The organism is Paenibacillus methanolicus (assembly GCF_008124765.1).
Classification (GTDB): domain Bacteria; phylum Bacillota; class Bacilli; order Paenibacillales; family Paenibacillaceae; genus Paenibacillus_Z; species Paenibacillus_Z methanolicus.
Genome location: NZ_VNHS01000006.1, coordinates 255,833 through 275,846 on the forward strand (window position 1 = coordinate 255,833; position 20,014 = coordinate 275,846).

A 20,014-nucleotide genomic window follows, 5' to 3' on the forward strand; every position below is an offset into this window, starting at 1 on the left:
TTGGAAACCCCGCTTCCACTCCTGTATAGAAGGGATTGTTCCAATTGATCATCCAACCGAAGACACGCGGCTTCATCTGCACGACCGCGCATCCGGAGGGCTGCGCCCGCCAAGTCCAGCGCCAAATCGAGTATATCCAAGGACAACCCGCGATCGAAGGCCCGCGCAGCGTGCTCGTCATCGGCGCGTCGACCGGTTACGGACTCGCATCCCGCATCGTCGCCTCCTTCGCGGCCGGAGCGGATACGATCGGCGTATATTTCGACAAGGCCGCCGAAGGCGCCCGCACCGCATCGGCCGGTTGGTACAATTCCGCGGCGTTCGAGCAAGCGGCCGCCGAAGCCGGACGCCGTTCGTTCAGCGTCGTCGGCGACGCCTTCTCCGATGAGATCAAGACGAAGACGATCGACCTCATTCGCGCCGAGCTGGGCAAAATCGATCTCGTCGTCTACAGCGTCGCGTCGCCGCGCCGGACGCATCCGAAGTCGGGCGAGACGTTCACCTCGGTCATTAAGCCGATCGGCGACATCTACACGAACAAGACCGTTAACTTCCATTCCGGCGACGTCTCGCTTGCGACGATCGAACCGGCGACGGATGACGAGATCCGCCAGACGATCGCGGTCATGGGCGGAGAAGATTGGCAGATGTGGATCGACGAATTGCAGGAAGCGGGCGTATTGGCCGATGGCGCGACAACGGTCGCTTTCTCCTACATCGGGCCGGCAATCACGCATGCGGTATACCGCGAAGGGACGATTGGGCGCGCGAAGGATGACTTGGAAACGACCGCGATCCGCTTGAACGAGCAGCTCGGCGCATCGGGCGGACGAGCCTTCGTCTCCGTCAACAAGGCGCTCGTCACGCAATCGAGCTCGGCGATCCCGGTCGTGCCGCTCTATATCTCGGCGCTCTACAAGGTGATGAAAGAAAAAGGCAGCCACGAGGGCTGCATCGAGCAAATGTACCGGCTGTTCGCGGAGCGTCTGTACGGCGCGGATTCCGCGGCCGTGGACGAAAAAGGCCGCATTCGCGTGGACGATTGGGAAATGCGCGAAGACGTGCAAGCCGAGGTGGCGCGTCTATGGGCGGCGCTGACGACCGAGAACGTGTACGAGCTATCCGACCTGGAAGGCTACCGGCGCGAGTTCTTCCAGCTGTTCGGCTTCGAGACGGACGGCGTCGATTACGAGGCGGATGTGAATCCGGATGTGGCGATTGTGAATTTGCGGTAGCAAGAATATAGATGTTCCCTGCCGGGTGGCGGGGAACATTTTTATTTAGTTCGTGCGACCTTAAAATTAAAAAGGAACCTCGAACTCAAACCAGCTGCGGATATGCTTTACTTTGGGCAGGCCATAATACGTATAGCGGATCGTTACCTGACGGACGGGCTCTCGATCATACCGAAACATCACGCCGTAATACGTCGGCGTAGGCGAGCGATCGGCGATGATAGCCCGGATTTCTTCTTCCGACGCCTTCGGCCGGATCGGTAATGCCCTGAGTTCCATGAATCGGATCGCGGGATCGGTCTGATCGCCAATGTACTGAACCTGATGTCCGGATCCATATGTAACGCCCAGCTGCGCGATCATGGGCATTTCGCCGTCGTTGACCTGCACGCTTTGCAGCTTGATGTCATGGCGGCTCTCGTTCATCAACATAATCGTATAGATCTTGAAGCGACCGACCGGATCGGTGTAAGTCGTCAATCCGTCATTCCTCATCGGGTCCGCGCGATCAAACCATATAACGACGCCAAGCAGAGCAGCCAGCGCGCAAGCGCCGATGACGAACGAGCGCCGGGTAAAGGGCAACAGTTGAATCATCTTTCATCGCCTCTCTAATATCGCGACAATTCGCGCGATACTATTCTCTCCGCTTCGCCTTACCACAATCTACCAATCTCAAGCGACAAAAAGCAGCTCATCGGCAAATGCCGACGCGCTGCTTTTTCCTTCACGCTAGCTTTTCTACTGAATGCCCTTCTCGTCGTAATACTTGTTCGCTTCCGTCTTCACGTACTCGAGCACCTTCTCGATGCCCGCGGCCTTCAATTTGTCGCGGTACGTCATGAGCGACGCGTCGACGTTGCTCGTCAGGCCGAGCATGAGCGGCTTGCCGTACTGCTCGAACACTTGATTGACCGCCGCGAGCTCGGCTTTGACCGGCTCGTAATCCATGTAGATCGGACCGAATATATCCGGCTTGCTGATCGGTTTGAACTCTTCCTTCAGCTTGTCGAGGCCGGCCCAGCCGCCTTTCTCGCCCTTCATGTTCGGCTCGTAGCGCCACCCCCAGCTCGCGATGTCGTAGCGCGGCGTCTTGTTCAGATCGACGCCCGGCGCCGGGATGACGATCGTCTTGTCGTCTTCGCCTTTCGCCCAGTGGGTGCCTTCGATGCCGTACGTAAGCAAGTTGAAGTACGCCGAATCATTGCGGAGCTTATCGAGCACCATAAGCGACCGCTCCGGATTTTTGGAACTCTTCGGAATAGCCATGCCGTTGGCGATCGGCAGCGTCGGGATGACGTAATTATGGAAGCGCGTGAACGGGAAGTAGCCGATCTCCATTTTCAGCTGCTTGGCCGTTATCTCATTGATGAAACCGCCCGCGCTGGACGGGTTGCGCCAGTAGTACGCGCCTTGGCCGGTCTTGATGAAGTCGCCGGCTTCCTGCTTGGAGGACAGGGCGTTCTTGTTCCAATAGCCTTTATCCGCCCACGTCTTCATCCGTTTCACCCACTCTTCGAACTGCGCCGTGAACGGAATGACCTGAATATCGCGCGGGGCGTCGTACGACGTGGCGCCGATGACGTCCGAGCCGATCGGCTGGAAGTCATACCACGTGCGGAACAGCCGCTGCACGTTCTCGTACGCCGCGCCGTTGATCGGCGTCACCTTCTTCTGCGTCTTCACCGCGTCGAGGTAGGCTTCGATCGAATTGACGTCGGTGAACTCCGGCAGATTCAGCTCTTTGCGCCAGTCTTCACGGTAGACGAAGCCGTCCGGCGTATACTCGGCATTCGTGTTCGGCACCGCGTAGATGCCGCCTGCGACCGTGACGGACTCCCAATCCTGCTTCGGCACGTTACCCCACGTCGTAGGCGCATATTGCGGCAGCAGGTCTTTCAGATCCAGGAACGCGCCTTGCTTCGCGAGCTTATAGTAATCCGACCAGCTGGAGGCGAAGATCATGTCCACTTTCTCGCCGGAGGTGAGCAGCAGGTTGTATTTGGTCTGCCAGTCGTTCCACGTCGTGAAGTTGAGCTTGATCGTCGCGTTCAAGTCTTTGGACAGCATTTTGTTGAATTCGGCGACGACCTTGTCCTGATCCTTGTGCGCGTCCCCGAGCAGATACCACGTCAGCTCGACCTTCTCGAGCTTCTTCTCCCCGTCTGCTGCCGCTTCTCCATTGACTGCCGCTCCGTTATTGGACGCTGCCCCGTCGTTCGCGGGTGCCGGCGCATTGCCGCCGTTATTGTTGTTGCCGCCGCATGCGGCAAGCAAGCTCGTCAGCATCGTCAGCACGACGAAGAGCGATGCCCGTTTTTGTTTCATGCTCATCTCTTTGACGCCTCCCTTTTCTTGTCTAACACGTAAAAATGAAGTCCTCGTTGCCTTTCGCTTACCCTTTGACCGCGCCGATCGTCAGCCCTTTCACGAAATACCGCTGCACGAATGGATAGAGCAATATGATCGGCCCGGTCGCGACGACCGCCACCGCCATCTTGAGCGTCTCCGTCGGCGGCACGATGTTCGCGGCGAGGTAGGCGCCGTTGTCGGTTTGCAACACCGCCGCGCTCGATAAAATTTTGTACAGCAGAAACTGCAGCGGATATTTGCCGTCGTCCGTGATGAACACGTTCGCGTTGAACCAGTCGTTCCAATAGCCGAGCGCCAGGAACAGGCCGATCGTGGCGAGTCCCGGCGTGGACAGCGGCAGGATGAGCTGCCGGTAGATGCGGAAATCGCCGGCGCCGTCGATTTTGGCCGACTCGACGATCGAATCGGGAATCGACTTCATGAAGTTCTTCATCAGAATGATGTTCCACGCGCTGATGAGCGGTGGCAGAATCATCGCCCAGTAACTGTCTTTCAGCCCGAGATGCTTCGTCATCATGATGTACCACGGAATGAGACCCCCGCTGAACAGCGTCGTGAAGTAGATGAAGAACGAGAGCGGGTTGCGGTACGTAAAATCTTTGCGCGAGAGCACGTACCCCGCCATCGACGTCAGCAGCAGGCCGAGCGCCGAACCGACGGCCGTCACGCCGATCGTCACGCCGTAAGCCCGGATGATTTGCTCCGGCGTCTGGAAGACGGATTTGTACGCCTCGAACGAGACCGTGACCGGGAACAGCTTAAAGCCGTCGGAGACGATCTCCAGCTCATCCGTGAACGATCCGGCGACGATCAGCCAGAACGGGATGAGGCATAGCAGCGAAATGACGATGAGCAGCGCGTAGCCGACAAGGTTGAACACCCGCGTGGCCGGTTCGGCTTTCATCCGCATGGAGCGTTCCCCCTTCTAGAACAACGCGTAGTCTTCGCGCGTTTTCTTGATAATGGTGTTGACCGACATAATGAGAATGAAGCCGAAGAACGATTGATACAAGCCGGCCGCGGTGCCCATCCCGATATCGAAGTTGACGGTGAGCGAGCGGAACACGTACGTATCGATAATGTCCGTCGCGTCGTAGAGCATGCCGTTGCTGCCGATGATCTGGTAGAACAAGTCGAACTGTCCCTTAAGAATCCCGCCTAAGCTGAACAGGATGAGCAGGATGAACGTCGGCTTGAGCAGCGGCAGCGTAATGCGACGGATCTGCTGGAAAATGTTCGCCCCGTCGATTCGCGCCGCCTCGTACAGCTCGTCGGAGATGCTCATGATCGCCGCCAGGTAGATGACGGTGCCGTAGCCGAGCCCTTTCCACACGCTGAAGAAAACGATGATGTACTTCCATGGCGCGGTCTGGATGTAGAAATCGTACGGCTGCATGCCGAGCTGCTTTAGCACCGTGTTGACAACGCCCAGATCCGAGAACAGATTGAAGACGAACGCGCCGACCAGTACCCATGAGAGAAAATAAGGCAGAAACATGACGGACTGCGCCGATTTCTTGAACAGCTTACCGGGAAGCTGCGACAGGAAAATCGCGCAGACCAGCTGCATGACGTTGCCGATTATAAGGAACGCCAAGTTGTAGAGCACCGTGTTTTTGGTCAAATTCCACAGCAAGCCGGATTCGAACAGAAATCTGAAATTCTCGAACCCGATGAACTCGCTGCCGAACAAGCCCCCCTCGAAATCGAACTTCGTAAACGCGTAATAGATGCCGACCATCGGGACATAGCTGAAGACGATGAAAAAGATCAGCGTCGGCGCGATCATGAGAAACATCGTTTTATTGCGGCTGAGTTCGCGCATCAGGCCATGTTTGCCGGTCATGTCGATGTGCCCTCCTTCTTGTGCATATTTCGCGGACGTCCGCCTCTCGAACCGGAGATTCTGACCGTGATCGGAAGCGATTTCGTCTGCAATGCCCATATTAGAGAGCGGCGGGATCCGCGACAACTGATCATCCGCGACATCGTTCACTTTTGGCGCGAAATTGCGGCTATCCTTTTGCGAATAGAGTCACTTATTTCCTCCCCCTGCTGGTATCTACCTCCCCCTTCCCCCTCCTCTTAGAGGGGAACCAGAGGGTTGAGCACCCTCTGGACACCGCTAATGAGCGAGACGCGTTGCGCGGCCGTCTTCGATGTGTCCTTTCGTGCTTAGCCCGCTAGACCTTCCGGACTGGCTATTGTTCGAGCTTCGTACGTTACGGTTTGCCTTGGGGTGGTATCATGCCGGATTGCTCGATTGACGCAGCTGCGTGCTGACCTTCGCTTTCGTCCGCTTGCGCGGACACGCTTTACCTTGCACCCTAACCTTAAACTCTCAACATTTTCCAAAAGATAAAAAAGTCCTTGCCGAGGCGGCAAGAACTTTTCGGAACGTAAATAGAGAGCCTGAACCGACGACGTCGGGCATCAGAATCGCAGCGTCTTGACCGGCGACGAAGCATGCGATCGTTGCCCGCGTATCCCCGCCTAAGCCAGGATCGAATCCTCGCCCTCCTCCTGCCGCTGCCTGCTGTTCTTCCGGTATTCCGCCGGCGTGACGCCATTATACTTCTTGAACGCCTTATAGAAGTAAGGGTTATTCGCGAAGCCCGCCCGCTCGGCGATCTCGCCTACGGGATCGTTCGTCTCCTCAAGCAACGTTCTGACCCGGTTCATCCGCACTTCGTTAATGTAGCCCAGAATCGTCTGATATGTATGCTGCTTGAAAATCCGCCCGAGATACGTCGCCGACAGCCCCAGCTCCTCCGACAGCATGTCGAGCGACAAATCCGGGTCGGCATAACGGGACTCGATGAGCGCCTTGATCCGATCCGGGAGGTCGTCGTTCCGGCTCCGCTTCCGGTCCTCGAGCCGCTTGCCTACGGCCGCGAATAACGTCATGTAGTTCGCCTTCAATTCTTCCAGCGACTGCACGCGATCATTCGTATACAGATGCAGAGACGGTACGGCAAGCTCGCCATCCGCCGCGTGATGCTGGTTCATGGCGCGCAGCGTGTTCTGCAGCGCGAACGACAGCCGGGTAATGGCGAGCTGGAAAGACATATAGGAATAATTCGTCGCGTCGTCGATGATATCCGCGAACAGCTGTTTCACCTGCGACATTCGGCCGAGCATGAGCTCTTCGATCAGTTGCTTCTCCATTCCTGCCGGATAGTCGTACGTCTTCGCTTTCTTCGCCTCGACATCCTCTGCGCGAATGACCGCTCCATAACCTTCGAACAATCGGTAATACGAGGCCTCCAGCGCGCTATCGTACAACGCGTTGACGACCGCGATGCCTTCTCCCTCTTCGCTGACGGATAGCGTCACGGAGAGCTTCAGGTAGGCAAGCGCCGAAGATTGGATTTCCGGCCAAATTACGGATAGTCGTTCATCGTCCATCGACCCTGGCTGCCCTTCCTGAATGAGGCATGCCGCATGGTCTTCGCTCATATCTACCGCCACCGCGGACAATCCGGAAGCGAGCATTATTTCCTGCGCAATATTTTGCAGTCCGAAACGAATGAGCCTGCGATCGCGAGCGGCGTACTGTTCCGAGAATCCGCCGTAGTCGTCGATCGCGAGAAGCACGACCCGAAAGCCGCCCTGCGGTTCTAAGGGGATGCCGTACCGCTCGAAGTTCCGTTTCACCCGCAGCGCGTCCGTGTCGCCGCCATCCTTCAACAGACTTTTCAACCACTCCGCTCTTCGGGTTGCTAGCGCTTCCCGGTTCTCCGCCTCCAGCCTGCCCAATCGCGTCAGCTTATGGCTAATCCCGGCGTACAGGCGCCGAGAGACGAGATACGAAAGCGCGAGACCGGCCAGTAGGATCGAACCTGCGATGACGATCGTCTTGTTGCGCATATCCGTAATTTGTGCGGTGATCTGGCTATAAGGGACGATGCGGATATAGCGCCAGCCCAAATAATCCTGCTCGGTATAAGTAACGAGCGATTTGACCCCGTCCACCTGCTCGGCGAAATAGCCCGATCCCTCAGGCGCTTGCAGCACCCGGCGGATGTAAGGGGTCGTTCGCATGTCCGATAACATCGGATATTTCCAGCTGCTGGAGACGAGCTTCCCGTCTGCGTCGATCACGAAGGAATTCGTCGCGTCGTTCGTCAGCGAGCCGTCGATCAGCTTGTGCAGTTGCGTCTCCTTAATATTGACGACGACGACGTTCTTCCGTCCGCTGCGCGTGAGCGTATCGTACAACAAGAAGGTGTACGTATCCCGCTCCTTCTCGGCGATATTGCCGGCCAGACCTTCGATCATCAGCTTGCGCGGAATCGGCATGAGCGTCTCGAACTCGTTCAGCCGCGTCGCCATGTCCGCCATCTCCTGATCATAGAACTCGGCTTCGGCGAATACCGCGGGCACGGACATGTCCGAGCTGACGTAGAACGCGCGGGCTTTCGCGTTATACACATAGATGGAGTCGATGAAAGGGGAGGTTTCGCGGTAGTTGTTCAACTGCTTCACCGCCGTGCTCACCTCGATGGCGTCGGCATCCGGGAAGTTGAGCAGGTTGGCGACATGCGGATCGCTGTAGATCTGCTTGGCGAACGTCGCCGCGGTGACCGACATGACGGATGCTTCCTGCGTCGTCTGCTCCAGCCGTTCCATCGTGCCGTCGTAGGCTTGCTTGAGCGAGATCCGTTCGAAATGGACGTACAGTATGACCGACAACACCGCGATCGTTAGAACGATCGACACCGTCATCGCCAAGAAAAACTTGCCATAGTAACGATTGTCCGCACCCGCGCGCTTCATCTCTGTCCCTCCTCTGCCTCCTTAAGCGATGATGAGCCCTTGACGATCAGCGTCGAATCGATCTTGAAGACGCGCCGGCCGGCCTGCTCGTTGGCATTCATCTGATCGATCAGCTTGCCGGCCAGCAGCACGCCCATCGTCTGCAGCGGCTGTTCCACCGAGCTGATCGGCGGACGTACGTAGTTCGTTATCCGGCTGTTGTCCACGCCGACGATGGCCATGCCTCCCGGGATCGGAATGCCCAACTCGCCGCATGCTTTGTGCACCCCGAGCGCCATCTCGTCGTTCGCCGCGAACACCGCCGTCAAGCCGGGATTGCGTTCGCGCAACCGCATGAACGCCGCATAGCCGCCATCTTCCGTAAAGTCGCCGTTGTCGACCAGCTCCGGCACGAACGGCAGCCTCGCCTCCTGCAATCCCTTCATGTATCCCTCGAGCCGCTCGTAACTGTCGATCGCGGTTGCGAAGCCGCTCAGGAAGGCGATTCGGGTATGGCCATGTCCGATCAGATGACTCATGACCTGCCGGGTCAGCTTCACGTTGTCCGTCAGCGCGCACGGAATCGCGTCATGGCCCGCGTCGCGGCCGATAACCCCGAGCGTATAGCCGTTGTCCGCGTAGGCCGCCAACTCGGCGTCCGTCTGGCTCGGCGTGACCAGAACGAGCGCGTCCACCGTGCGGCTCACGAGCAGCGTCATGAATTCCCGTTCCTTCTCCGGCTTGTTCTGCGCGTCGCAAATGATGATTTTATAGTGAAGCGGGTTCGCCGTATTCTCGATCCCTTTGATGATTTCGACGCAATAGGTAATGCTGATGTCCGGCACGACGACGGCGATCGTCATCGTCTTCTGGGAACGAAGCTGTTTGCCGATCGCGTTCGGCGTATACTGCATCGAGCGGATCACCTCCATCACCTTCTCTTGCGTGGAAGCGTTCACTAACGTACTGCCGTTCAAGACGCGCGATACCGTCGCCACCGAGACGCCGGCCTGGCGCGCCACGTCCATAATTGTCGGTTCTTTCATAAGGAAGATCGCTCCATTTCTAGGATACCCCTATTATAGAGCGGACTGTAATCGTTTACAATGGTTTTGATAAGCGAGACTTATGCGCGGGTGTTTGGCCTATTCGAGAGTAACAACCTATCGGAGATAAGCGAAGAAAAGCGAAGTAAAGCCATTTTGTTCCGCGCCATACCTTCCGGTTGAGCCTTCGGACGGGCGGGTAAAGCGTAAGAAACGGCAGCCATTTTACGCAAACGGCGAGCGCGCGGAAAAGACGGGCGATTCGTCTCCCCCGTCTTTTCCGCCCGCGGCCGTTTCAGAAACTCGGATTGGCCATCTCGACGCGCGTTTCTTCCGGTACTTGATCCTCGGCAAGGGCATCGCTGACGAAAAAACCGGTGCGCTCGTGGGCGCTCACATCTTCATACAGCGTGCGCGGATCGCCGTCGGTCTCGATTTCTTTCTGATGCGGCATGCTTCTCATCCTCCTTTCGCGACGCTTGGCGTTCGACCCGAATAAGGTGCGCCGCGGAATAATTTGTTATGCGCGCATTTCCATTTTATAAATCGTCTGGAAAACGTGCATCCTTAATGTATATGAATCCATGAACGGAGGCGCCAGACATGCAACCATCGAACGAACCTACCTTGTCGATCTTCGCCCTAGGCGGCGTGCAAGAAATTGGCAAGAACATGTATGTAATCCAATACGGCAACGATATCGTCGTTGTCGACTGCGGCTCCAAATTCCCGGACGAAAGCCTGCTCGGGATCGATTTGATCGTCCCGGATATTACGTATCTGCTGGACAACCGGGATCATATTCGCGGCATGATCGTCACGCACGGCCATGAAGACCATATCGGCGGCATTCCGTATATCCTGAAGCAGCTGAACATCCCGATCTATGCATCGCGGCTGACGCTCGGCCTCATCGAAGGCAAGCTTCGGGAACACGGCCTGCTTGGCAGCACGAAGCGGATTCCGGTCGATTCGAAATCGAGCGTGAAACTCGGATCGATTATCGTCTCGTTCTTCAAGACGAACCACAGCATTCCCGATTGCCTCGGCGTCGTCTTCGATACGCCGGAAGGAAGAGTCGTCCATACCGGGGACTTCAAGTTTGATCTCACGCCGGTGAACCAACAGTATGCCGATTTGCACAAAATGGCCGAAATCGGCCAAAGCGGCGTCCTCGCCCTCCTGTCCGAGAGCACGAACGCGGAACGTCCGGGCTTCACGCCTTCCGAGCGGCTCGTCGGCGAGTCGATCGAAGAAGCGTTCTTCAAGGCGCGGCAGAAAATATTTATCGCCACCTTCGCCTCGAACGTGCACCGGCTCCAGCAGGTCATCGACGCGACGCACAAGACGAACCGTCGGCTCGTGCTGCTCGGACGCAGCATGATCAACGTCGTGACGATTGCCGCCGAACTCGGCTATTTGAACGTGCCGGACGGCATTCTTATCGAGCCCGGCGATACCCATCGGTACGCGTCGCATCAAATCGCGGTGCTGTGCACGGGCAGCCAAGGCGAGCCGATGGCCGCCCTCTCCCGTCTGTCCCGCTCCGACTACCGCCAACTATCCGTCGAAGCGGGAGATACGGTCATCCTGTCGGCGACTCCGATCCCGGGCAACGAGCGGAACGTCTCGCGCATCGTCGACCATCTGTACCAGCTCGGCGCCAAAGTCATCTATGGCTCAGGCTCCGTCACCGGCATGCACGTCTCCGGCCATGCCAGCCAGGAGGAGTTGAAGTTGATGCTCACGCTGATGAAGCCGCGGTATTTCATTCCGATTCACGGCGAATACCGCATGCTCTATTTACACGGGCAACTGGCCGAGCAGGTCGGCGTGGAGCCGGCCAATATTTTCCTCGTCGGCAACGGCGATGTCGTCGAATTCTCGGCCGGCTCGGCGCGCAAGGCGGGCAAATTCCCGGCAGGCAGCACGCTCGTCGACGGTCTTGGCATTGGCGACGTCGGCAACATCGTCCTGCGCGACCGGAAACTGCTGTCCGAGGACGGCCTGCTTATCGTCGTCGTCACGCTCAGCAAGCATGACGGCGCGGTGCTCTCGGGGCCGGATCTCATCTCGCGAGGCTTCGTCTACGTGCGAGAGTCCGAAGGTCTGTTGGAGGAAGCCGGGCGGATCGCCGTCTCGACGCTGAATCAGATGAAAGGCGAGCAAGCCGGCCAGTGGAACGCGATGAAGACGGGGATCAAGGACGCGATCGGCAAATTCCTGTACGCGCAGACGAAGCGGCGGCCGATGATTCTGCCGATTATTATGGAGGTTTGAAGCGCTCCCGCTTCGATTGAAAAAAACAAAAAGGACCTCGCGGCCACCTAAGCTGCGAGGTCCTTCTCTATTGGCGCGCGTTGCCATCCCCGGCATAGCGTCAAACCGTCTCCTGTTTGCTGCGACCGCTGGCGCGATACGAATGCTTCCCTTCGAGCGGCTTACGGCTTACGGCCTTGCTTCCGCCTCTAGTTCCCGTTCCTCGGCGCCGATCGCCAGAATCTCGCGGATGTCCGCTTCGCTCAGGGAAGACAGCTGCTCTTCGCCCGGCTGGATAATCGAATCGATCAAGTTCCGCTTGCGCTGCTGGAGGTCGAACATTTTGTCCTCCACCGTGCCATGGGAGACGAGCCGGATGACCTGCACGATCTTCGTCTGCCCGATCCGGTGCGCCCGGTCCATCGCCTGCTGCTCGACGGCGGGATTCCACCACAGATCGTACAGCACGACCGTGTCGGCCCCGGTCAGATTCAGCCCCGTGCCGCCGGCCTTGAGCGAAGCGAGGAACACGTCCCGCTCCCCGTCGTTGAACCGGTTGCACAGCTCCACGCGTTCGGACGCCTTCGTGCTGCCGTCCAGGTAGAAATACGGGATGCCTTCTTTAACGAGGTCCTTGGCAATGAGCCTTAGCATCTCGGTGAACTGGGAGAATATGAGCATTCGTTTGCCCGTGCTGCGGCACTCGTCCACGATTGCGAGCAGTTGTTCGAACTTTGCCGAGCTTCCCTCGTAACCTTCGACGAACAGCGCCGGATGGCAGCAAATTTGGCGTAACCTGGTGATCCCGGCCAATATTTTGATTCGATGCTGCTGGAAACCCCGGTTATCGTCGAGATGCTTTGCCGTCTCCGCCCGCAGTTTGGCCAGGTAGGAAACGTAGAGCTTCTTCTGCTCCGGCAGCAGCTGGGACGATTGCAGCGACTCGATCTTCTCCGGCAGTTCCTTCAGCACGTCCGTCTTCAATCGGCGCAGCAGGAACGGCCTTGCGCGGCGCGCGACGCTCTCCCGCGTCAGATCGGTGAATGCCTTGCGGGTAGGGAACAAGTCCGGGAACACCGCGCCGAATACCGACCACAGCTCTTCCACCGCGTTCTCGAGCGGCGTGCCCGTCAGCGCGAACCGGTGCTTCGCCTGCAGCGACTTGACCGCTTGCGCCGTCTGCGTCGTGAAGTTCTTCACGAACTGCGCTTCGTCCAGGATGACCGTATGAAACGCGGTGCCTGCATACATCGCGACGTCTCTGCGGATGAGCGGATACGAGGTGATGACCGCATCGACATTACCTAGAGCGTTTAGCTTGCCGGAGCGCTCTAGGCTGGTGCCATCCGCGATGACCGTCCGAATGTCCGGCGCGAATTTCTTCAGTTCGCTCAGCCAGTTATACATGAGCGACGCCGGCGCGACGATAAGCGCGGGCTGGCCGTGTTCCCGCATCTCCGGCAGCATGGAGAGCAGGAACGCGATGCTTTGGATCGTTTTGCCAAGGCCCATGTCGTCCGCCAATATGCCGCCGAAGCGATAGTGCGCCAGCGTTCGCATCCATTGGAACCCGTACTTCTGGTAATCCCGCAGCACCGGCGCAAGGCTCGGCGGCAGCTCGAATTCCAGGTGATCCGGATTGCGCACATGCGCCAGCAGCTGACGGAACGCTTTGCCGAGCGTGACGGATCGGCCGTATTCCCCGTTATCCGCGATATGCAGCGCCCTAGCGACGGGCACGCGAATTTGCGCGCGGGACAGCTCGGTCGCGCTAATGCCCATCTCGTTCATGAAGCGGAGAATGTCCTCGTATTCCTTGCCTTCGAGCGGCATAAGCGCCCCGTCCGGGAGCCGATGGTAGCGCCGCTTCTCCACAACCGCCTTCAGCACGCCCCGGATCTCGCCATCGGATATGCCGGTCAGCTCGAACTTGAATTCGAGCCAGTCCGTCCGCTCGTCGACCTCTGCCCGGATGCCGGGAGGCGCGTTCGGCACGAACACGCGCGTCTTGACCGCCGCCGTGGCGTACACCCGCAGCAGTTTCTCGAGCTTCGGCACGACGTGGTGCAGAAACTCGTATTCCGCTTCTTCTTCGTGCATGAAATAACCGAGCTCCGTCTTCACGAAGCCGCTCTGGTCCATCAAGTCGAGAATCTGGTTCTCCTTGTCGCCGTCGCGAAGCAGAATCCGCTGCTGCTCACCCGGTTGTTCGGCAAGTCCGGCCAGCGGATTGAACACAATATCTCCGTAGACGAATTCCAACTCTGCCAGCAGCCGGTCGCGAATCCGGTCCAGATACAGCTTCGCTACAAGCGGCGTCTGCACGATTCGCTCGGTTACGCTGCGCGCGACATGCACGTGGCCGATCTTCATGAGGCCGGGCACGACTTTCTCCATGAACGGCTCGATGTGCGCGGGCGGGATTGCGACCTGCCGCTTGCGCGAGGCGTCCAGCATATTTTTCAGTTCGGCCAACTGCTTGCAAGCGTCAAGCGGAAGCTTATGCATCTTCCCTTCGCTCAGCACCATGCCATAATCGGCGAGCACGACGACCTCGTCCAGCCCCTGCGCCTCCAGCAGAAAACCCGCGTCTTCTTGCTCGGCGAATTCGAATCGGACCGGCGGCGGCTCCTCGCTGACTTGAAGTCCGGCGGAGAACTCGCCTTCCCGGTCGATCAGGACGGATTCGCAGCGCGCCAGCAACGGCAGCACGATCTGCCAGTCGGCGGGCGGAATGAGCACCATGCGGCCCGCTTGCTTGCCCCGTTGTTTGGCGGATGCTGATGTCGCCTGGGCCTGCTCCCGATACAGCGCCTCGCTGGCGATAATGCGCCGCAGCTCCGTCAGCACCGCGTCGTCCTCGGGCTTGAACCGGTGACGCGCCGGGTCGTAGACGAAGCTCTTCGAGAACGGTTGGGCCGCGCGCAGCGCGATCGCATCCAGGAACAACCCGATATCCGGCACGACGTACAACCGTTTGCCCGTGCCTACCTTCAGCTCGAGACCGATTCGGTAGTTGCGGAAGCCGGACGAGAAAATGACGCAGCTAAATTCCGCTTCGACCGGCTCGCGCGTATCCCGCACGACGAGCGCGGTCCCGCTATAGGCGCGCGGCTTATGCCGGAACAGCTCGAGAATGCCGTTCGTCAGCTGGGAATCGCCCGCCGCTCCGCCCCCGGCGCGTAGCGCCTCGGCCGGAATGTCCGGTTCGTCCAGCAGATGAAGCAGCATCGCCGCGACGTGCTCGCAATATTTGTCCTCCGGATCGAAGTCCGGACAACTGCAATCGGCCGCGATATCGCCGCGCCGGTCGAGCGAGACGCTGACGCTCCAATCCTTGTGCGTGCGGACGTTCGCGTCGCAGCACGGTTCATCGGGATCATACCGCAGCACGGTCACCGCGCCTGCCTGCCGGATCGCTTCGCCCTCCTCGAACGCGAACCGGCCGCACAGCAGCCTGACATCGTCATCCGTATATTGAAAAGCCATCGTTAACGTCCTTTCCCTTTCCGCGCAAGGTGAAACGGCTTCGCCTATTTGCGGCGATGCGCGTTTCATTCCGGAGAAATACAAGGTGGATGAATAAGCGTGAAACTAATACAAGCTTGTATTTAAAAAACGATCATTTGTTCCTATCATACCAGAAATCGTGCATGCGCGGAAAGCCGCGTTAGAAGGGCAAGATTCGCAATATGGGCGGCGGCCCCATATGAACACGGCTGTTCGGGAAGCGGTAACGGTGCTATCATGGGAACTATCGACGCCTTGCCCGGCCAAGGCCAAACTGAATTCCCAGGTGATTGCGATGCCCCAGAAGCTGGACCCTAACAAAGAAACGCGAATATTGGAGGCGGCCGACGAGCTGTTCGCGCATTATGGCTTCGGCAAAACGACGATCGAAGAAATCGCCGGCGCCGCCGAAATCGCCAAAGGCACGATCTATCTGTATTTCAAAAACAAAAAGCAAATTCTCGTCCGGCTCGTCATGCGTACGCTGCTGGATGCCCAGCACGGCGCCGCGGAGGAGCTGTCGGGCGAGTCCGAACCGGACCGGCGGATTCGAAGCGCCATCGAGCGCAAAGCGCTGGACTTGTTCCGCTTCACGCAGCGTTATCCCGACGCGCTCGAAATACTGGCCATGCTGCGGAAGGAAGAAATCCGCGAGCAAGGCGGGGAGACGTACTTCGGACGCCATGCAGAGCTGCTGCGCGAAGCGTTCGAAGCCGGCACGCGCGACGGACTTTACCGCATAGGCGACGTGAACGCGCTCGTCTATCACGTCTGCTTCGTCACGCAGGCGTTCGATCCGCCCTACAAGGGCATTTCCAGCGAGGACGAGCTGCGGGGGCATATCGGCGCTTACGTCGATATGCTGTTGGCCGCGATCCAATCGAAAGAAGCGATCCTGTGAAGGGTCGCTTCTTTGTTGACAAAAGTTGGGATTCGCGTAGAATGCATAATGAATATTATATAAGAATATTCATTATTCATAATCAAGGAGGTGACCCTGTGTAGCAGCCGGCAGCGATTCGCGCAAACATATGGCTTACAGGTTTTGTCCGCTAGATCCGTATTGATATCCGAAGGAGCGTGATTGTCTTATGTTAAGTCTCTCCTCCCCTCGTTTCGCTCGCTTGATCGCCAGCCCGCTTCCAGTCCTCCTGTTTCTGCTTACCCTTGCCGTTCTCGCATTCATGAATCTTGTCGATGCGCCGCTCACCGTCGTACGCTTCCAATCCTTGACGGGCGGCAACACGCTCCTCGACTTGATGCCGCTTTATTCGCCGGCGGAAGCATCCGCGCTGCTGGATCGATATGGGGAAGAAGGCAGAGCCTACCATGTACGAATTCTGCTCGGCATCGACCTTGCGCTTCCAGCTTTTTACGGATTATCGTCGTCGCTCCTTATGTTCAAATTATTGAAGGCTCCTGCCGGGGAGGCGCATCGCCTGAAGCTGCTCGCGCTCCTGCCGGCCGCCGCGGCCTTGGCCGATTATGCGGAGAACGGCATTCTGCTGACGATTTTAGGCCTGTATCCGCGACTTTCCAACTCGATGCTGCTGGCCGCTTCCAGCCTCACCTTGTTCAAAACCACGCTGCTAACCGTCAGCCTGCTGCTCGTCGCCGCATTGTCGCTCATCCGTCTCTATCGCCGCTTGGTTCCCCGAGCGCCGAAAAAACCGGAACCTTCCCGCATCGAGCGCAGTAGTAAGGGGTAAGGTTAAAAAACGATTGGAGGCCACTCACCTATGAAACTAAAACGACCTCTACTCCTGCTGCTCCTCGTCTTCAGCGTCGTCTTCACCGCCGGATGTTCGGTACTCGATACCGTGAACAGTTCCCTGGATTATGTCAATGAGGCGACGTCCTATGTCAATAACGCCACCGAATTCGCGAACAACCTGCCTACGCTGGCCGAGCAAGCCCTGCTCGATCCGGCCGCGCGCGACAGCCTGCAGCAGTCGTTCGAGACGATGAAGACCGAGATTACGCAATTCAATGAACTAACGGCCCCCGGCTTCGCGGAGGATGTGCATCAGACGCTGGTCGGTTACAACGAAACGCTGCTCACGCAGGTCAACACGTATTTGGAGCAAATCCAAAACAACGTCATCGATCTCGAAGCGCTCCAGCAGTCGCCGATTATTCAGACGCTGGGCAACATCACCGATACGCTTGGACAGCTAAGTCAGTTAGGGCAGTAAATGCGAAAAACCTTCATTCCACCGCAAGGCGGGATGAAGGTTTTTGTTTTGTTCCACATGTCCTGAATATACCTCTGTTAGTAATTTAATTGAAAAACCCTTCCCCAACTTGCCAAACTAACAATTCAATTTTTTCTACTATTTCTGCCTTATCGTTCGTACCGAATGAAACAAGTGGAGATTGCCAATCACGACCTTTGATTAGTTCCAATCCATAATGGCCAGTTGGATCTGCCTCTGGGTACCAACCCACGTCTAACAATATATCGTATTTAGTATGGCATAGCTGTAATAAATCTTCGGTAAAGTTGAACCACCTTTCGTTCATTTCAGCTCCTAATTCCTTAGGATCGAGTTCCAGAAATGAATTGTAGGACACCTCCCAGCATGAAGAAATTCTTAAAGGCTGAAATCTGGGAGGATTCTTTTTTATTTTATTTTCATTTTGTCACCTGCCTCGTGTCATTGCGGCGCCCAATGCCACTACTCGACAGCCGTTAGCGCCTTCTCGCATCCGTCATCGGCTTCTCGATCGCGTACAATTCTTCTTCGAGCGAAGCCACCTTGTCGCGTATGACCGCTCTGGCGTCGCCAAGCGCTTGGTTATAGATGAACGGCGTGAGCTCCTTCAGCATAAAATCGACGAGATTCTCGGCGGCCAGCTGCCCGATCTCCTTATCGAATTCGTCGTAGACGTAAGACTGGACCTTCTCGGCCAACGCGAGCTTTTGTTCCTGCGGCATTTTGAGCGGTTTCATCCTGATTCCTCCTATAGGTTAGTCGTTCGCGATCAAAAAAATAGCGTGCCAAATTGAAATTCAATTCGCACGCCATGTCTTGATGTCCGCCGCCGCCCATGCCGCATGCAGCATTACGGGCGGCGGTCGTTATTTTCTATTCGAATTTCGCCAGGTAGTAGTTCTTCTTGCCGCGCTTGATCACCGCGTATTGGCCGTGCAGTTTATGCGCGTCGCCGATCTGCGCGTCGATGGTCGTCAGCTTCTCGCCGTTAACCGACACCGCGCCGCTCTCGATATCCTGCTTCGCTTGGCGGCGGGACGGGGCCGCGCCGATCTCGATGAGCAGGTCGATGAGACCGCGATCTTCGCCGCCGCTAATGACGGTCGTCGGCATGTCGGATAGCGCTTCGACGAGCTCGGACTCGCTCAGCTTCGTCACGTCGCCGGAGAAGAGCGCCTGCGTGATTTTCTCGGCGCTCTCCACCGCCTCATCGCCGTGCACGATGCGCGTTACCTCGCGGGCCAGCTCGCGCTGCGCCGCGCGTTTCTCCGGATGCGCCGCAAGCTCGGCTTCGAGCGCCTCGATCTGCTCGCGCGTGAGGAACGTGAAGTATTTCAGGAATTTGATCACGTCGCTGTCGTCCGTGTTAATCCAGAACTGGTAGAACTGGTACGCGCTCGTCTTGCTCCGGTCGAGCCAGACCGCGCCGGATTCGGACTTGCCGAATTTCTTACCGTCGCTCTTCGTCACGAGGGGCATCGTTAGGCCGAACGCGTCGCCGCCGCCCATTTTGCCGATCAGGTCAAGACCGGCCGTGATGTTGCCCCATTGATCGCTGCCGCCGAGCTGAAGGGAGCAGTTCTGCTCCTGATGCAGCCTGTGGAAGTCGTATGCCTGCAAAATCATGTAGCTGAACTCCGTGAAGGAGATACCGTTCGCGAGGCGCGAGTCGACCGAATCCTTCGCCAGCATGTAGTTGACGGTGAAATTCTTGCCTACGTCGCGCAGGAACGTAATGACGTCGAGCGGCGCGATCCAGTCGTAGTTGCTGACCAGCTTCGCCGCATTGTCCGTGCTCTCGAAATCGAGGAATCGCGACAGCTGCTTCTTCAGGCTGTCCGTCCAGCTCGCCACCGTGTCCGCTGTATTCAAGGAACGCTCGGAAGAGCGTCCGCTCGGATCGCCGATCAAGCCGGTGCCGCCGCCGACCAGCGCGAGCGAGATGTGGCCCGCCAGCTGGAACCGGCGAAGGGTCAGAATCGGGAGCAGGCTGCCGATGTGCAGACTGTCCGCCGTCGGGTCGAAGCCGCAGTACAGCGTGACGCGCTCGCTCTTCAGCTTCTTGTCCAGGTTCTCGCGGTCCGTGACTTGGTACACCAGTCCGCGGTATTCCAAATCCTCTAATAGATCTTGACTCGTTACGTTCGTTGTCATGTAAACTCCTCCATCTGCATCGTCTATCGAAACAAAAAAGACCCGTCTCTGTCATCGACAGGGACGAGTCATCGCGGTACCACCCTAATTGAACATACGCACGTATGCGCACGTTCCACTCATGCCGGCTAACGGTCGGCGGCCGCCATGTCCTTCTGCCTGCAGGTCAGTTTCGGATCACGGAGCTCCAGGATGTAATTCGCGTTCACGCGCGTACCGGCTTGCACCACCCGCCGGCTCTCTGCGATCGCGTTCGTTCACGCTACTTGTTCCCTTCCAAGCTTCATATTCAAGCTGACACAACTTTACCGAAATTGCCCCCCTTCTGTCAATAGCGGCAAGCCAAAAGGGATCGTAGGTCTCGCGACTCATTTTATCGACACTAAACCGTACTTACTTTATTTTGGTAAGCAAATGTGAGAAGATGAGCGAAGCAACGGTAACCCAATGATATCCAATTCAG

The 20,014-nt window shown here is 57.6% G+C and carries 16 protein-coding genes and 1 other annotated feature; of the genes, 5 read left to right on the plus strand and 11 right to left on the minus strand.

Annotated elements, in window-relative coordinates; all coding sequences use genetic code 11:
• Window positions 1-44: 44 nt before the first annotated feature.
• Window positions 45-1,235, plus strand: a complete 1,191-nt coding sequence (fabV, locus tag BCM02_RS17400) for an enoyl-ACP reductase FabV (RefSeq protein WP_148930387.1) — start codon at window positions 45-47, stop codon at window positions 1,233-1,235.
• A gap of 66 nt (window positions 1,236-1,301) precedes the next feature.
• Here fabV and BCM02_RS17405 read toward each other — a convergent pair whose 3' ends face one another.
• The 7 genes from BCM02_RS17405 to BCM02_RS35325 form a co-directional block, all read right to left on the minus strand.
• On the minus strand, window positions 1,302-1,832 hold the full coding sequence (locus tag BCM02_RS17405; RefSeq protein WP_148930388.1) for a hypothetical protein: 531 nt from the start codon (window positions 1,830-1,832) through the stop codon (window positions 1,302-1,304).
• A gap of 144 nt (window positions 1,833-1,976) precedes the next feature.
• Window positions 1,977-3,569 carry an extracellular solute-binding protein gene (locus BCM02_RS17410; protein ID WP_148930389.1) on the minus strand — a complete coding sequence of 531 codons (1,593 nt, stop codon included), beginning with the start codon at window positions 3,567-3,569 and terminating at the stop codon, window positions 1,977-1,979.
• Between the two features lie 61 nt (window positions 3,570-3,630).
• Window positions 3,631-4,518, minus strand: a complete 888-nt coding sequence (locus BCM02_RS17415) for a carbohydrate ABC transporter permease (protein ID WP_148930390.1) — start codon at window positions 4,516-4,518, stop codon at window positions 3,631-3,633.
• 15 nt (window positions 4,519-4,533) lie between these two features.
• Entirely contained in the window at window positions 4,534-5,454 is a 921-nt protein-coding gene (locus BCM02_RS17420) for an ABC transporter permease (RefSeq protein ID WP_148930391.1), read from the minus strand.
• 647 nt (window positions 5,455-6,101) lie between these two features.
• A complete protein-coding gene (locus tag BCM02_RS17425; RefSeq protein WP_148930392.1) occupies window positions 6,102-8,387 on the minus strand; it encodes an AraC family transcriptional regulator in 2,286 nt (761 codons plus the stop codon).
• The gene (locus tag BCM02_RS17430; protein ID WP_148930393.1) at window positions 8,384-9,412 is read right to left on the minus strand and encodes a LacI family DNA-binding transcriptional regulator; all 1,029 of its coding nucleotides are present in this window, start codon (window positions 9,410-9,412) and stop codon (window positions 8,384-8,386) included. The genes BCM02_RS17425 and BCM02_RS17430 overlap by 4 nt, the downstream gene beginning before the upstream one ends.
• Before the next feature lie 295 nt (window positions 9,413-9,707).
• On the minus strand, window positions 9,708-9,866 hold the full coding sequence (locus tag BCM02_RS35325) for a hypothetical protein (protein ID WP_187434270.1): 159 nt from the start codon (window positions 9,864-9,866) through the stop codon (window positions 9,708-9,710).
• A gap of 149 nt (window positions 9,867-10,015) precedes the next feature.
• Between BCM02_RS35325 and BCM02_RS17435 the strand changes: the two genes are divergently transcribed.
• Entirely contained in the window at window positions 10,016-11,692 is a 1,677-nt protein-coding gene (locus BCM02_RS17435; protein WP_148930394.1) for a ribonuclease J, read from the plus strand.
• 168 nt (window positions 11,693-11,860) lie between these two features.
• Here BCM02_RS17435 and BCM02_RS17440 read toward each other — a convergent pair whose 3' ends face one another.
• Window positions 11,861-15,160 carry a DEAD/DEAH box helicase gene (locus BCM02_RS17440; protein WP_148930395.1) on the minus strand — a complete coding sequence of 1,100 codons (3,300 nt, stop codon included), beginning with the start codon at window positions 15,158-15,160 and terminating at the stop codon, window positions 11,861-11,863.
• A 220-nt stretch (window positions 15,161-15,380) separates the two neighbouring features.
• Here BCM02_RS17440 and BCM02_RS17445 point away from each other — a divergent pair, with 220 nt between their 5' ends.
• The 3 genes from BCM02_RS17445 to BCM02_RS17455 all read left to right on the plus strand — a co-directional run bounded on the left by BCM02_RS17445 (window position 15,381) and on the right by BCM02_RS17455 (window position 17,376).
• Window positions 15,381-16,082: a TetR/AcrR family transcriptional regulator gene (locus BCM02_RS17445; protein WP_148930396.1), complete on the plus strand. Its 702-nt coding sequence runs from the start codon at window positions 15,381-15,383 to the stop codon at window positions 16,080-16,082.
• Between the two features lie 190 nt (window positions 16,083-16,272).
• Window positions 16,273-16,890, plus strand: a complete 618-nt coding sequence (locus BCM02_RS17450; RefSeq protein WP_148930397.1) for a hypothetical protein — start codon at window positions 16,273-16,275, stop codon at window positions 16,888-16,890.
• A 30-nt stretch (window positions 16,891-16,920) separates the two neighbouring features.
• Window positions 16,921-17,376: a DUF6376 family protein gene (locus BCM02_RS17455; protein ID WP_148930398.1), complete on the plus strand. Its 456-nt coding sequence runs from the start codon at window positions 16,921-16,923 to the stop codon at window positions 17,374-17,376.
• Between the two features lie 85 nt (window positions 17,377-17,461).
• Here BCM02_RS17455 and BCM02_RS17460 read toward each other — a convergent pair whose 3' ends face one another.
• From BCM02_RS17460 to tyrS, 3 genes are all read right to left on the minus strand, one after another.
• Window positions 17,462-17,704 (minus strand): hypothetical protein, encoded by a 243-nt coding sequence (locus BCM02_RS17460; protein ID WP_246183424.1) that lies wholly within the window; start codon window positions 17,702-17,704, stop codon window positions 17,462-17,464.
• A 169-nt stretch (window positions 17,705-17,873) separates the two neighbouring features.
• Complete coding sequence (locus tag BCM02_RS17465; RefSeq protein ID WP_148930400.1) at window positions 17,874-18,134, minus strand: DUF2164 domain-containing protein; 261 nt, start codon at window positions 18,132-18,134, stop codon at window positions 17,874-17,876.
• A gap of 136 nt (window positions 18,135-18,270) precedes the next feature.
• Window positions 18,271-19,551: a tyrosine--tRNA ligase gene (gene tyrS / locus BCM02_RS17470; RefSeq protein ID WP_148930401.1), complete on the minus strand. Its 1,281-nt coding sequence runs from the start codon at window positions 19,549-19,551 to the stop codon at window positions 18,271-18,273.
• Window positions 19,552-19,607: 56 nt separating this feature from the next.
• Window positions 19,608-19,839: a binding site (T-box leader), on the minus strand.
• Window positions 19,840-20,014: the final 175 nt, after the last annotated feature.